This is a genomic window from Sediminivirga luteola (assembly GCF_014639315.1).
GTDB classification, from domain to species: Bacteria; Actinomycetota; Actinomycetes; order Actinomycetales; family Brevibacteriaceae; genus Sediminivirga; species Sediminivirga luteola.
Map to the genome: position 1 here is coordinate 222,071 of NZ_BMFY01000003.1, position 12,590 is coordinate 234,660.

The following is a 12,590-nucleotide window of genomic DNA, read 5'->3' on the forward strand; positions in this document are numbered from 1 at the left end:
ATGACTGGAATGCCCAATGGCCACGGATCCTTCTGGCTCCACTCGGTGCCGGACCCGCGTGGGCCCCGCCCCGCCCTCGGGGAGGACCTGGACGCCGATGTCGTCATCGTCGGCGCCGGTCTCTCAGGGCTGTGGACCGCTTACTGGCACGCCCGCCGTGCACCCGGTTCCCGCATCGTCGTGCTGGAGCAGGAACGCGTCGGCTACGGCGCCTCGGGGCGCAACGGCGGCTGGCTCAGCGGCAAGACCGTGGGGCAGCGCCGCCGTCTGCTGGCCGCGGGGCACAGCGCGGCGGAGGCGCTGGCGATGGAACGCCGGGTGTTCGACGCGGTCCGGGAAGTGCCGGAGATCTTCGAGCGCGCCGGCAAGGACGTCGACGCCGTGCGTGGCGGGTGGATGCAGATCGCCCGTTCGGAGAGCGAACTGGCCAGGATGCGGGAGTACGTGCGCGCAGAACGCGCCTGGGGACTCGGCGAGGAGGACATCACCCTGCTCTCGGCGCAGGAGGCCGCGGGCCGGGTGAACGTGCCCGGGATCCGCGGGGCGGCTTACAGCCCGCACGCGGTCAGGCTGCACCCGGCGAAGCTGATGTACGCTCTGGCCGAGCTCTGCGAGGAGGCCGGCGTGCGGATCTTCGAGCAGTCCAGGGCCGAGGAGATCGCCCCAGGCATGTGCCGCACGGCCGGCGGCAGCGTGCGGGCACCCGTGACGGTACTGGCCACGGAGGGGTACACGGCGGCGCTGCCGGGCCGCAGACGTGAGCTGCTGCCGATGCTGTCCTCGATGGTGGTGACGGATCCCCTGAGCCCGGACCAGTGGGAGCGGATCGGCTGGGAGGCCGCGGAGTGCATGAGCGGCGCCCAGCACATGTACTTCTATGCCCAGCGCACCGCCGACGGGCGGATCGCCATGGGCGGCCGCGGCAAGCCCTACCGCTGGGGTTCGGCCCTGGACGAGGACGGCGCCCTCGACCCGCGCACGGTGGAACAGCTCTGCCGCACTCTGCAGGACCTCTTCCCGCAGGTGCGGCTGTCCTTCGCCCATTCCTGGTGCGGTGTGCTGGGCGTGACGCGAGACTGGTCGCCGTTCATCGACGTCCAGGCGCAGCACGGCGGAACACGCCTGGTCCGGCTGGGCGGCTATGCCGGGCAGGGCGTCACGGCGGCTTACCTGGCGGCGCGCACGGCCGCCGATCTCATCGCCGGGGAGGACACGGAACTGACCCGCTCCACCTGGGTGCGGCCGCTGCCGCGCAGATGGGAACCGGAACCGCTGCGCTGGGCCGGCGCGAACGCCATCTACAAGCTGTACCGGATGGCCGATCACGCCGAACGCGGCCGCGGCGGCACGGCGACCTCGTCGTTCGCGCTCCTGGGCCACAAGCTCGCCGGCCGCTCCTAGCGGAAGCGTACGGTCAGTCCCCGGCAGGCTCCAGGTCCAGGCTGATGGAGTTGATGCAGTACCGCTGATCCGTCGGCGTGTCGTATCCCTCGCCGGCGAACACGTGGCCCAGATGGGAATCGCAGGTGGCGCAGCGCACCTCCACCCGCTCCATTCCCAGCGAGTCGTCACGCAGATAGCGGACCCGGTCCTCCGCGAGGGGCGCGTAGAAGGCGGGCCAGCCGCAGTGCGCCGGGAACTTCGTGGTGGAGCTGAACAGGGCGGCGCCGCAGGCCCGGCAGCGGTAGGTGCCGGCGGTGGTCGTCTCGGTGTATTCGCCCGTGTAGGGCCGCTCGGTGCCGGCTTCGCGCAGCACGTGGTATTCCTCGGGGCTCAGGCGCCGCCGCCAGTCGTCCTCGCTCAGGGCACGCGGATCGGGCAGCTCCGCTGAGCCGGCGGCACCGGTCGGCCCGGCGGGCTCGCCGGGGCGAGCGGGAACAGCACCGGGAACATCATGTGACGAGGTCATGGGCTTCCTTCGCTGGCGGACTTCACGCGGGTGTGGCTCGCGCTGGGGTGGGCGTACGGTGTTTGTACTGGGCTCTGCTGTGGTGAACAATGATAGGCGTGACCACGCCATTTCTGAACCGGAACTCGGACCAGTCCCAGCGCAGTGCCCTGCGGTGGCTGGCCCTGGGCCTGGGAGCGGGCGCCGCGGCGGGAACGCTCCTGTCGGTGGCGAGCTCGGGACTGGCGGTGTATTTCGCCCGCCGGATCGTGGTGCCCCAGAACGCGCCGGAGGAGACCGAGATCCTGCACGTGCAGGGCTTCGACGACGAGATGGTCATCCATCTGCCGGCCACCACCGACACGATCGTCCCAGGCCGGTACAGCCTGTTCTTCCACTCCGGCCGCGGGCACGCGCGCATCGGCGACATCATCGAGTACGATCCGCGCTCCAGGACGGTCGCCAGGGCCGTGCTGGCCGTCGACTCAGGGGATCTGCGCCGCGCCCGCTGGGGCCACTGGTCCGGCGTCTACTACACCGGTCCCGAGCACGCCGGGGTCCTGGCCGAGGACATCACCCTGACCTCCGACATCGGCGACCTCCCCGCCTGGTTCCTGCCGACCGACGCCGCGCAGCCGGAAGACACCTGGGCCATCCTCATCCACGGCCGCGGTGGCACCCGTGCCGAGGGCCTCCGCGCGGCGGCCACGCTCAATGCGCTCGGCGTTCCCGCCATCCTGCCGGCCTACCGCAACGACGCCGAAGTGCGCCGCGGCAAGGCCAGCCGGTACGGGCTCGGTGACACGGAGTGGCTGGACATCGACGCGGCCATCGAGCACGCGCTGCGCTCCGGGGCCTCCCGCGTCGTGCTGTTCGGCTGGTCGATGGGCGGGGCGATCGCGCTGCAGGCGGCGTCGCGGGGCCGGTTCACCGACCGGATCGCCGGCCTGGTGCTGGACGCGCCGGTGCTGGACTGGTTCAACGTGCTGGACCGCCAGGCCCGGGTGAACAAGCTGCCCACGCCGATCGCACGCCTGGTCCTGGAGATGATCACCCAGCCCTGGGCCAGGCCGTTCACCGGCCTGGACACGCCGCTGGACCTGAAGCGGATGGACTGGGTCACGCGCGCCGCGGAACTCGATGTGCCGGTCCTGCTGATCCACAGCAAGGACGACGAGTTCGTCCCGATCGAGCCCTCGCTCAGCCTGGCGAAGGTCCGCGCGGACCTCGTCACGATGCCCGAGTACGACCGGGCGATGCACACCAAGGAGTGGAACGTCGACCCCGAGCGGTGGTCCGATGACGTGGCCAACTTCCTGGAGAGCAAGATCCTCCGCCGGCAGGACGGCTAGGCCGGTACCTCATGGTCCTCGTGCTGTTCGGTGCCTCCGGGCACGTCGGGCGGGCGCTCACCGAGCTGCTGTCGGACCGGTACGAGGTGGTCGGCGTCTCCCGGGCCGAGTATGGCGACTGGACCGCTGAGCCCGGGCCGCTGCTGGACGCGCTGGCGGGCCGGGAGGTGCATGGCGCCGTCGCGGCACTGGGCGGCTGGTTCGTCGGCGCGCCGCTGCTGGACGCCGGGCCGCGCAGCCTGGATCACGAGTACGGCAGCCACCTGGCCTCGCACGCCGCCGCCTGCTGGGTGAGCCGAGAGCTGGCGCGCAGACAGGACCGCGGGACGCCGCTCGTGCACATCGCCCTCGGGGGGATCGCCGGGATCGAACCGTGCGTGGGATCCGGCGCCATCTCGGTGTTCGGCGCCGCGCAGGAGATGCTCATCCGGGTGACGGAGGCCGAGGCCCGCGCCGCGGGGGAGCCGGTGGCGTTCCGCGAGCTGAAGATCCTCGCCCCGGTGCGGGGAGACGAGCGCAATGATGTCGCCGCAGGCCAGCGCGTGGTCGAGCCGGAGGAGATCGCAGGCCGGGTGCGGGCGCTGCTGCAGGAGCCGGGCGGCGACTGGTCGAGCGTCCTGGAGTGAGGCGAACGCCGGCAGGCAGGGCTCAGCGGTGCCGGTAGCGCAGGATCATCTGGTTGCCCCGGCGTTCCGTTCCGGTCAGCCGCAGCGGGATGCGCGCCTGGAGGCTGCTGGCCTGGGTGCCGGGTCCGTGCAGGTACAGCGGGCTGATGCTCAGATGGAGTTCGGCACCGGGGTAGGCGGCGAGCAGGCGGTACGCCAGGTGGGGCCCGGCCTCGCACAGGAGCGGTGCCGCCGGGTCCTTCCGGGCGAGGGCGGGGACGACCGCCCGGATCCGTTCGGGTTCGCGTCCCTGTGCGCCGCCGATGCCGTGGGCGCGGTAGCCGAGCCCGGTACGGTCGAGTTCGGCCTGCAACCGGGCGGGGTCGGTCCGGCTCAGGACGTGCACGGGGGTGCGCTCAAGCGCTTTCCCCGGCGCGTTGATGCGTGGCAGCTGGGGGTTCAGGGCGGTCCGGCGATCGATGATGACGGCGCCGGCCGCGCGGCGGAGTTCGCGGAAGTAGCCGAAGTCGTCGTCATTGGAGATGGCGGTGGTCCACCCGTCGGCGGCATAGCTGCCGTTGAGGGACTGGACGAGCGAGATCAGCAGCGGTGGCTGGTCCGCGGCGCCGCTGCTGGCCGGCCCGGGCTGCTCAGCGGGCGAGGTCATCGAAGGACCCCATGACCATGAGGGGGTGCTGCTCGGGATCGAGTTCCCGCAGCAGGAACTCCATGCCCTCCTGCGGGATGGTCACGCAGCCGCGGGTGCCCTTGCCGTGGTCCACATGCAGCCAGATGCCGCCGCCGCGCTCCCAGCCTTCGGGCCGTTCGCTGTCGGTGGGCGGGGTGCCCTCGACACGGTTGTAGTTGATGGCGATGACGTAGTTGAAGACGTTCTCCATGTCGTCGCCGTACACGGTCGTGGCCGCCTCACGGTAGCCGCTCTCCTGGGTGTAGGGCAGCTTGGCGCCGGGGTCCTCCAGGTATCCGCCGGCGTCGGTCAGGGCGAACACGCCCACGGGCGTCGTCCGGTCTCCCTCGCGCCGGTCCTCCAGCCACCCGGCGGAACCGTTGTGGCCGCGCCAGTGCGCGCGCTGGACCCAGCCGTCCTCATGACGCTCGTAATAGGTGGTGGAGGCGTTGTCGCTGTGCTGCTCGGCGGAGGAGGAGACCAGGACCTGGCGGGTCTCCTCGCCGATCTGCCCCAGGGTCTCCGGACCCAGGCCCGGGATCGTGCTCAGGACCTGACCGTCGGCGCCCAGCTGGGCGGGGGCGCTCAGCGAAGCGCCCGCCTGGGCGGGCGCGCCGGTGCCATCCTGTCCCGCGGAACCCTGCGGTGCCGTCGTGGGCACCGGCGCCGGGGTCAGCGGCGTGGCCTCCGCCTCCGCGGTGCCGCAGCCGGCCAGCCCAGCCAGCGTGGCGAGGAGGAGGGCGGCCAGGGTACCTCCGCTGTTCCGTGTGAAGCCAGTCATGGTCTTTCCCACTTTTCCAGTTCACCCGGGCTTTGTCATGCCGACAGGCGCGTGCACCGCCGGCTGATCTGAGCTGCCGCCTTCAGCCGTCACCATCGTCACAGCTGCACAGCCGCACAGCCGCACAGCCGCACAGCCGCACAGCTGTCGTTATTCGCGGAGTGCGGCGACCGCCTCGATCTCGACGAGCTGATCGTCGTACCCGAGTGCGGCGACTCCCAGCAGGGTGCTCGGCGGGCGGTGCGGAGCGAGGGCATCGCGGATGACCTCCCACGCCGCCACCAGATCGGCCTGATCCGAGGAGGCGACGTACACCGTGGTCTTGACCAGGTCCGCCAGCGTGGCGCCGGCGGCGAGCAGGGATTGCTCGAGATTCTGAACGCACAGAGCGGCCTGGCCGCAGACGTCTCCGATGGGAGTCGTGGCCCCGTCCGGGTCGAGCGGGCATGCGCCGGCGGCGTGGATGAGCGTCGTGCCTGGCGGGGTGATGGCGGCGTAGGCGTATTCGGCGGCATCGGACAGCGGGGGACGGGAGCCGATGGCGGTCTCGGCGGCTTCGAGGAAACGGGTCATGCCTCCACGGTAGGCGACTGCCTGTACGCGCCGATGACCTGGTCGAGGATGCGGACCGTCTCCTGCTGCCGGCGGATCTCGCGTTCGAGCCGGTCCCGGTGCGCACGCAGATCCTCGATCAGCAGCGGCGTGCGGAGGGAGGCGTCCACCATGCACGGCAGCATCGGCGCGATGGTGCGGCTGCTGAGCCCGGCGGCGAAGAGGTGCTGGATGAGGATGACGCGCTCGGCGGATCCGGGTGCGAAGCGCCGGTGCCCGGCCGCGCTCCGCTCGGATTCCAGCAGGCCCTGCTGCTCGTAGTAGCGGAGCGAGCGCACGCTCACCCCGGTGGCGGCGGCCAGAGCGCCGATGCTCATCGCCGCCGGGCGATCCTCCGGCGCGTTCGTACCGGGCCCTCCGGTTGCCTCAGCGGCGCCCGTCATCGCCGGCCCCGGAGGAACGTGCCGGTGCTGGTCTCAGGCCGCAGGTCGAGGCGGCGTAGCAGCTGGGCGTTGAGCGCGACGACGACGGTGGAGGCCGACATCAGGATCGCGCCGACGCTCATCGGCAGCACGAATCCGACCGGCGCGAGGATGCCCGCGGCCAGGGGTACGGACACCAGGTTGTACCCGGCGGCCCACCACAGGTTCTGCTTCATCTTGCGATAGCTGGCGCGGGAGAGGTCGATGACCGAGAGCACCGAACGCGGATCGGAGGAGGCGAGGATGACCCCGGCCGAGCCGATGGCGACATCGGTGCCGGCGCCGATGGCGATGCCGACATCTGCCTGCGCGAGGGCGGGAGCGTCGTTGACGCCGTCACCGACCATGGCGACCTTCTTCCCTTCGTGCTGGAGTTCGGCAACCTTCGCGGCCTTGTCCTCGGGGCGGACTCCGGCGAACACGCGGTCGATGCCGAGCTCGGCAGCGACGGTGTCGGCGACGGCCCGGGCGTCGCCGGTGATCATCACGACCTGCGCGCCGGCGGCGTGGAGCGCATCGACGGCGTCCCTGGACTCCGGGCGGATCTCATCGGCCAGCCGCAGGGCGCCGATGACCTCGCCGTCGGCGAGGACATGCAGGATGATCGCTCCCTCGGATCGCCACTGCTCGGCAACCGGCAGCTCGCCGAGCTGGTGCTGCTCCAGCAGGTAGGGGCCGCCGACCTCAACCGCGGTGTCTCCGTGTTCATCGGTGACGGTTGCCTTGACTCCCACGGCGGGAGACGAGGAGAAGTCGCGGGCATGGGGGACGGCGAGGCCGCGTTCCTTCGCGGCCCCGGTGATGGCGCGAGCCAGGGGGTGCTCGCTGCCGGCCTCGGCGGCCGCGGCCAGCGCCAGCACCTCGTCGTCGGTCCGGCCAGCGACCGGGTCGGTGCTGGTGACGGTGGGCTCGCCCTTGGTGAGAGTGCCGGTCTTGTCGAACAGCACCGCGTCGACGGTGCGCATCGACTCCAGGGCGAGGCGGTCCTTGATGAGTACGCCGCCGCGGGCGGCGCGCTCGGTCGCGATGGAGACCACCAGCGGGATCGCCAGCCCCAGCGCGTGGGGGCAGGCGATGACCAGCACCGTGATGGTGCGCACCACCGCGGTGTCCGGCAGGCCGAGGATGGACCAGACCACGGCGGTGATCGCGGCGGCGCCGAGCGCGAACCAGAACAGCCACGCCGCGGCGACGTCGGCGATCCGCTGCGCGCGGGAGGAGGATGCCTGGGCATCGGCGACCAGCTTCTGAATGCCCGCCAGAGCGGTGTCGTCACCGGTCGCGGTGACCTCGACCCGTAGTCCCGAGTCGGTGGCGACAGTGCCGGCGACCACCGAGTCACCCACCTCACGGCGCACGGTCTTGGATTCGCCGGTGACCATCGACTCGTCCATCGAGGCTGACCCGTCGACGATCCGTCCATCGGCGGGCACCGCCGATCCGGGACGCACGATGATGAGATCGCCGACGGCGAGGTGGGCGGGAGCGATTTTCACGACGTCGTCGCCGGTGATTTTCTCGGCCTCATCGGGCAGCAGGGCAGCCAGGGAGTCCAGGGCTGAGGTCGTCTGGGCCAGCGATCGCATCTCGACCCAGTGACCGAGCAGCATGATCACCACCAGCAGGGCCAGTTCCCACCAGAAGTTCAGCTCATGGTCCAGCAGGCGCAGGCTCGCACCCCAGGAGGCGAGGAACGCCACCGTGATGGCCAGCCCGATGAGCAGCATCATGCCGGGCTTGCCGGAGCGGATCTCGCCGAGCGCGCCGGTCAGGAACGGCCAGCCTCCCCAGGCGTAGATCACGGTCCCCAGGACGGGCGAGATCCACCAGATCCATCCCGCCTCGGGCAGGTGGTAGCCGATGAGGTGGGCGAACATGTCGTTGAAGCCGACCACCGGCACCGCCAAGGCGAGCATGATCCAGAACAGCCGCCGGAACTGCCCGACGTGATCGCCATGACCCGCATGGCCGTCATGGCCGCCGTGGTGGTCGTGACCGTGAGGTGTGCCCTCGGCTCCGCGGTGATCCGCGTGATCCGCGTGATGGGCGTGGCCGGTGTGGTCCCCGCCGTGGCGGGTGGCGTGTTCGTTCATGTTCGTCTCTCCGATGTGCCGGCGCTTGGCGGCGGCGCTGGTGGCGTGGCTGCCGCGTCTCAGGGCGCGGGCTGTATCTCGCTCTCGACGACCCACTTGTGGTTGGTCATGGTCATGCCGCCGGCTTCGACGTCGACGACGTAGACGGTCTCCTCGGTCGAGGAGACGATCGTGGCCCTCGCCCCGTCCATGCCCTCCATGTGCGCGGCGGCAAGGGTGACCTCGGTGCCATCGGGCAGGCGGCCGTCGCCAGCATCGGCGAGTTCTTCCTGGACGACCCAGCGATGATCGGTAATGGGGTCGCCACCGGTGGTGGGGGTGTAGTCAACCGCGTACGTGTAGGTGTCGTAAGCGCCCGCGATCGTCGCCGCCGCCCCGTCCATGCCCGCCATGTGGTCCGCGGTCAGGGTGACCTCGGTGCCGATGGGGTAGGTGGGGTCTGTGGCCTCGGTCATGCCCTCGGGCACCGGGCCGCCGTCGGCCGGGTGATCCATCCCGCCATGCTCGCCGTGATCCTGGGAGGTGCCTGGGGCGAGTCCTCGTCGGCGTCGTCAGCAACACAGCCGGTGAGCAGAACGGTGATGCTGAGCAGTCCTGCGCCCACGACGGCACCCAGACGCCTGGGCGAGCGCTGGTCAGTTCGTCGTGTCATCATGTGTGTCCTTCCACCCTGCGACCCGGTCTCAGGCCGCGTTCGCATAGCGGTCGGGATCGGCGTCGAACAGGGGCCCGCAGGAGGCGCAGCAGAGCCAGTAGCGCTGTCCGTTGTGGTCGCGGACCAGGCCGGCGGCTTCCGCCTCGGCTTTGACGACCGGGCTGCCGGCCATGACGGGGCACTCGGCCATCTCGGCCGCGGGCGTCTGGGCGAGTGCCTCGGCGCTTGGACCGTGGCCGCTGCATCCGCCTCCGGACGCGGAAGTGCTCCCGGTGCCGGTGTGGTGGTGGTCGTGTGCGGTCATCGGAGGTGTCCTCTCGGTAGCGGTGATGACGATGAGGTGGCCGGGTCAGGCGTTCACCGGTTCGCGTGCCGGTGCAGGAGCGTCACCGGCGGGCGCGGCCTCGTCGTCGGCTTTGGCCTTGAAGGTCCGCAGCCTGAGGCTGTTGGTGACGACGAATACGCTGGACAGGGCCATCGCGGCCCCGGCGAGCATCGGGTTCAGCAGCCCGAACGCCGCCAGCGGGATGGCCGCGGTGTTGTAGGCGAAGGCCCAGAACAGATTCGTCTTGATCGTGCCCAGGGTGCGTCTCGACAGCCTGATGGCGTCCGCGGCCGCGCGCAGGTCCCCGCGCACGAGGGTGATGTCGGCAGCTTCGATGGCGACGTCGGTGCCAGTGCCCATCGCCAGGCCGAGGTCGGCCTGGGCCAGGGCGGGGGCGTCGTTGACGCCGTCACCGACCATCGCGACCGCCTTGCCCTCGGCTTGCAGCCGGGTGATCACGTCCACCTTGTCCTTGGGCAGGACCTCTGCGATCACCTGCTCGATGCCGGCCTCGGCGGCGACCTGCTCGGCCACCGCCTGGTTGTCACCGGTCAGCAGCACCGGCGTCAGGCCGAGCTCCCTGAACTGGCGAATCGCTTCGGCGGACGTGAGCTTGATCTGGTCGGAGACCACAAGCACGCCACACGCGGCGCCGTCCCAGCCGACAGCGATCGCGGTCTTGCCCTGTGACTCGGCAGCCTGCTTGGCAGTCTTGAGGTCGTCATCGAGGCACTGGGACCACTCGGCCAGCAGCGACTCACGCCCGGCGAGCACGGTGTGACCGTCGACGACCCCTGTGACGCCCTTGCCCTCGATGTTCTCGAACGACTCCGGGGTGGGCAGTTCGCCGACCTCGGCGGTGGCGCCAGTGGCGATGGCCTGGGCGATCGGGTGCTCGGAGTAGTCCTCCAGGCCCCCGGCGAGGCGCAGCAGCTCAGCCCGGTCCACCCCAGCAGCGGGGATCACGTCGGTGAGGGTCATCTTGCCGGTGGTGACGGTGCCGGTCTTGTCCAGCACGATCGTGTCCACGCGCCTGGTGGATTCCAGGACCTCCGGCCCCTTGATGAGCACGCCCATCTGCGCGCCGCGGCCGGTGCCGACCAACAGCGCCGTCGGGGTGGCGAGCCCCAGGGCGCAGGGGCAGGCGATGATCAGCACCGCCACGGCGGCGGTGAACCCGGCGGAGAGCGGGAATCCGGCGCCGATCCACGCCCCGAGCGCCGCGACGGCGATGGCGATCGCGATCGGTACGAACACTCCGGACACGCGGTCCGCCAGACGCTGGATCTCCGCTTTCCCGGACTGCGCGTCCTCGACCATCCTGGCCATCTGCGCCAGCTGCGTGTCCGCGCCGATCCGGGTGGCCCGGACCACCAGACGCCCGCCGGCATTGACGGTCGCACCGGTGACGGCGTCACCCTCGCCGACGTCGGCCGGCATCGATTCACCGGTCAGCATGGAAGCGTCGACGGCGCTGCTGCCGGCGACGACGACGCCGTCGGCCGCGATCTTCTCCCCGGGGCGGACGACGAACTTATCACCGACCTGAAGATCCTCCACGGGGACGCGTTCTTCCAGCTGTTCCCTGCCGGGTCCCCTCCGCAGCAGTGAGACCTCCTTGGCGCCGAGCTCCAGGAGCGCGCGCAGCGCAGCGCCGGCCCGGCGCTTGGAGCGCTTCTCGATGTAGCGGCCGAGCAGGATGAAGGTGATCACGCCCGCCGCGACTTCGAGGTAGATGTGCCCGAGCCCGTCGGACCGGGAAATGGTCAGCTCGAAGGGATGGACTACGCCGGGCTGGCCGGCGGTTCCGAAGAACAACGCGACGATGGACCAGAGCAGCGCGGAGACGGTGCCCACGGAGATCAGGGTGTCCATGCTGGCGGCGCCGTGCCGGAGATTCGTCCAGGCGGCCCGGTGGAACGGCCAGCCGGCCCACACCACGACCGGGGCGGCCAGGACGAGGGAGGCGAAGCCCCAGTAGTCGAACTGCAGGGCGGGAACCATCGCCATCGCGATCACCGGCACCGACAGCAGCGCTGAGACCAGCAGCCGCTGCCGCAGCGCCTCCAGCTCGGGATCGCTGTCTCGGTCGGCCTCCTGTCCGCGATTCTCGGCGATGGCTGGGGGAGCGGGCAGCTGCGCGGTGTATCCGGCCTTCTGGACTTCGGTGATGAGCGTCTGCGGATCGATGTCCGGGGGAGCCAGGACTCGCGCCTTCTCGGTCGCGTAGTTCACGCTGGCGCTGACGCCGAGGAGTTTGTTCAGTTTCTTCTCCACGCGCATCGCGCAGGAGGCGCAGGTCATCCCGCCGATGAGGAGCTCGATGGCGGTGTTCTCCTGCGCGGCCGTGTTCTCCTGCGCGGCGGCGTTGCCGGCCGGGCGGGCTGGACTGCCGTGCTGGGGCTCAGTGCTGGTCATGATCGTCCTCTCCGGCCGGGTGGGGCCGTGCCGGGGAGTGGTCGTCGCCGCCGTCCGGTTCCGCACTGGGATCTGCGGGTCCGCTCGGGTGGGCCGGCACGTCCTCGTCCATCCAGTCACGCACGGCCTCCGGCGGCACGACGGCCCCGGCGACGGCGTAGCTGCAGACGAAGACGACGACCAGGCCGGCGAAGTACAGCGCGAGCTTCACGGGTGCGCGCATCGCCGGCGGAGTTCCGCCTGTCCGGTCACCCTGACGCCGCCCCTGCGGGCGCCGGCCGTTGGCCATCGCTGTGCCCCTCTCCCGTGTCCGGAATGTCGATGTGTACCCCCTGGGGGTATCAATGCAGTCGACGATACCCCCGGTGGGTAGGCATGTCAACGATGCCCGGAAAGGGCGGGGTGGGGCCGAGCCCTGCTGGCAAGGCGTCGGCGGTGGAGCCAAGGGTGCAGATGTCAGCGTCAGGCGCGCCACCGCGATGTCACGGCTGTGCCTGGATCGGCTCCGGGCCAGGGGACGCCGTGAGGAGATCGCCCTGCAGGACGAGGAGGTTCCGGATGCCCGGCTGATGCCGGGGGAGGAGCTGCTCAGGCGTGAGGAGCTTTCACGCGCTCTGCTCGTGGTCCTGTCGCAGCTGACGCCTCCGCAACGGGTGGCATTCGTGCTCCATGACGTCTTCGCTGTGCCGTCCGACGATATCGGGCGAGTTCTGGGCGTCTCCGCCGCCGCGGCGAAGTAGCAGGCCAGCCG

At 70.9% G+C, this 12,590-nt stretch carries 13 protein-coding genes and 1 pseudogene; 4 read left to right on the forward strand and 10 right to left on the reverse strand.

Annotated elements, in window-relative coordinates:
• The gene (locus tag IEW13_RS04460; protein WP_188549730.1) at positions 1–1,401 is read left to right on the forward strand and encodes an NAD(P)/FAD-dependent oxidoreductase; all 1,401 of its coding nucleotides are present in this window, start codon (positions 1–3) and stop codon (positions 1,399–1,401) included.
• 13 nt (positions 1,402–1,414) lie between these two features.
• On the opposite strand, the gene msrB is transcribed toward IEW13_RS04460, so the two are convergent.
• Positions 1,415–1,909 (reverse strand): peptide-methionine (R)-S-oxide reductase MsrB, encoded by a 495-nt coding sequence (msrB, locus tag IEW13_RS04465; protein ID WP_188549731.1) that lies wholly within the window; start codon positions 1,907–1,909, stop codon positions 1,415–1,417.
• A 98-nt stretch (positions 1,910–2,007) separates the two neighbouring features.
• Here msrB and IEW13_RS04470 point away from each other — a divergent pair, with 98 nt between their 5' ends.
• Both IEW13_RS04470 and IEW13_RS04475 read left to right on the forward strand, forming a co-directional pair.
• Positions 2,008–3,240, forward strand: coding sequence for an alpha/beta hydrolase family protein (locus tag IEW13_RS04470; protein ID WP_229744930.1), 1,233 nt, complete (start codon positions 2,008–2,010; stop codon positions 3,238–3,240).
• An 11-nt stretch (positions 3,241–3,251) separates the two neighbouring features.
• A complete protein-coding gene (locus IEW13_RS04475) occupies positions 3,252–3,866 on the forward strand; it encodes an NAD(P)-dependent oxidoreductase (protein ID WP_188549733.1) in 615 nt (204 codons plus the stop codon).
• Between the two features lie 22 nt (positions 3,867–3,888).
• Here the strand turns inward: IEW13_RS04475 and IEW13_RS04480 are convergent, their stop codons facing one another.
• The 9 genes and pseudogenes from IEW13_RS04480 to IEW13_RS04520 all read right to left on the reverse strand — a co-directional run bounded on the left by IEW13_RS04480 (position 3,889) and on the right by IEW13_RS04520 (position 12,062).
• Positions 3,889–4,512 (reverse strand): dihydrofolate reductase family protein, encoded by a 624-nt coding sequence (locus IEW13_RS04480; RefSeq protein WP_188549734.1) that lies wholly within the window; start codon positions 4,510–4,512, stop codon positions 3,889–3,891.
• Entirely contained in the window at positions 4,496–5,314 is an 819-nt protein-coding gene (locus IEW13_RS04485) for a L,D-transpeptidase family protein (RefSeq protein ID WP_188549735.1), read from the reverse strand. Before IEW13_RS04485 ends, IEW13_RS04480 begins: the two co-directional genes overlap by 17 nt.
• 150 nt (positions 5,315–5,464) lie before the next feature.
• The gene (locus IEW13_RS04490; RefSeq protein ID WP_188549736.1) at positions 5,465–5,887 is read right to left on the reverse strand and encodes a RidA family protein; all 423 of its coding nucleotides are present in this window, start codon (positions 5,885–5,887) and stop codon (positions 5,465–5,467) included.
• Entirely contained in the window at positions 5,884–6,243 is a 360-nt protein-coding gene (locus IEW13_RS04495) for a MerR family transcriptional regulator (protein WP_188549737.1), read from the reverse strand. The genes IEW13_RS04490 and IEW13_RS04495 overlap by 4 nt, the downstream gene beginning before the upstream one ends.
• A 62-nt stretch (positions 6,244–6,305) precedes the next feature.
• Positions 6,306–8,441 (reverse strand): heavy metal translocating P-type ATPase, encoded by a 2,136-nt coding sequence (locus IEW13_RS04500; RefSeq protein ID WP_188549738.1) that lies wholly within the window; start codon positions 8,439–8,441, stop codon positions 6,306–6,308.
• A 59-nt stretch (positions 8,442–8,500) separates the two neighbouring features.
• Positions 8,501–9,096 (reverse strand): annotated as a pseudogene (locus IEW13_RS04505) (YdhK family protein).
• A 28-nt stretch (positions 9,097–9,124) separates the two neighbouring features.
• Positions 9,125–9,400 (reverse strand): hypothetical protein, encoded by a 276-nt coding sequence (locus IEW13_RS04510; RefSeq protein ID WP_188549740.1) that lies wholly within the window; start codon positions 9,398–9,400, stop codon positions 9,125–9,127.
• A gap of 45 nt (positions 9,401–9,445) precedes the next feature.
• Positions 9,446–11,725, reverse strand: a complete 2,280-nt coding sequence (locus tag IEW13_RS04515) for a heavy metal translocating P-type ATPase (RefSeq protein WP_229744945.1) — start codon at positions 11,723–11,725, stop codon at positions 9,446–9,448.
• Between the two features lie 100 nt (positions 11,726–11,825).
• Positions 11,826–12,062, reverse strand: a complete 237-nt coding sequence (locus tag IEW13_RS04520) for a hypothetical protein (protein ID WP_188549742.1) — start codon at positions 12,060–12,062, stop codon at positions 11,826–11,828.
• Between the two features lie 256 nt (positions 12,063–12,318).
• Here IEW13_RS04520 and IEW13_RS17755 point away from each other — a divergent pair, with 256 nt between their 5' ends.
• The gene (locus IEW13_RS17755; protein WP_272905542.1) at positions 12,319–12,579 is read left to right on the forward strand and encodes a sigma factor-like helix-turn-helix DNA-binding protein; all 261 of its coding nucleotides are present in this window, start codon (positions 12,319–12,321) and stop codon (positions 12,577–12,579) included.
• Positions 12,580–12,590 lie beyond the last annotated feature (11 nt).

Excerpts from the sequence above, each read along its gene's own strand:
- IEW13_RS04520 (WP_188549742.1), bottom strand. The coding sequence starts at position 12,062 with ATGCGCGCACCCGTGAAGCTCGCGCTGTACTTCGCCGGCCTGGTCGTC.
- IEW13_RS04480 (WP_188549734.1), bottom strand. The coding sequence starts at position 4,512 with ATGACCTCGCCCGCTGAGCAGCCCGGGCCGGCCAGCAGCGGCGCCGCG.
- IEW13_RS04475 (WP_188549733.1), top strand. The coding sequence starts at position 3,252 with ATGGTCCTCGTGCTGTTCGGTGCCTCCGGGCACGTCGGGCGGGCGCTC.
- IEW13_RS04495 (WP_188549737.1), bottom strand. The coding sequence starts at position 6,243 with ATGAGCATCGGCGCTCTGGCCGCCGCCACCGGGGTGAGCGTGCGCTCG.
- IEW13_RS04485 (WP_188549735.1), bottom strand. The coding sequence starts at position 5,314 with ATGACTGGCTTCACACGGAACAGCGGAGGTACCCTGGCCGCCCTCCTC.
- IEW13_RS04490 (WP_188549736.1), bottom strand. The coding sequence starts at position 5,887 with ATGACCCGTTTCCTCGAAGCCGCCGAGACCGCCATCGGCTCCCGTCCC.
- IEW13_RS04515 (WP_229744945.1), bottom strand. The coding sequence starts at position 11,725 with ATGACCTGCGCCTCCTGCGCGATGCGCGTGGAGAAGAAACTGAACAAA.
- IEW13_RS04500 (WP_188549738.1), bottom strand. The coding sequence starts at position 8,441 with ATGAACGAACACGCCACCCGCCACGGCGGGGACCACACCGGCCACGCC.
- IEW13_RS17755 (WP_272905542.1), top strand. The coding sequence starts at position 12,319 with ATGTCACGGCTGTGCCTGGATCGGCTCCGGGCCAGGGGACGCCGTGAG.
- IEW13_RS04510 (WP_188549740.1), bottom strand. The coding sequence starts at position 9,400 with ATGACCGCACACGACCACCACCACACCGGCACCGGGAGCACTTCCGCG.
- msrB (WP_188549731.1), bottom strand. The coding sequence starts at position 1,909 with ATGACCTCGTCACATGATGTTCCCGGTGCTGTTCCCGCTCGCCCCGGC.
- IEW13_RS04460 (WP_188549730.1), top strand. The coding sequence starts at position 1 with ATGACTGGAATGCCCAATGGCCACGGATCCTTCTGGCTCCACTCGGTG.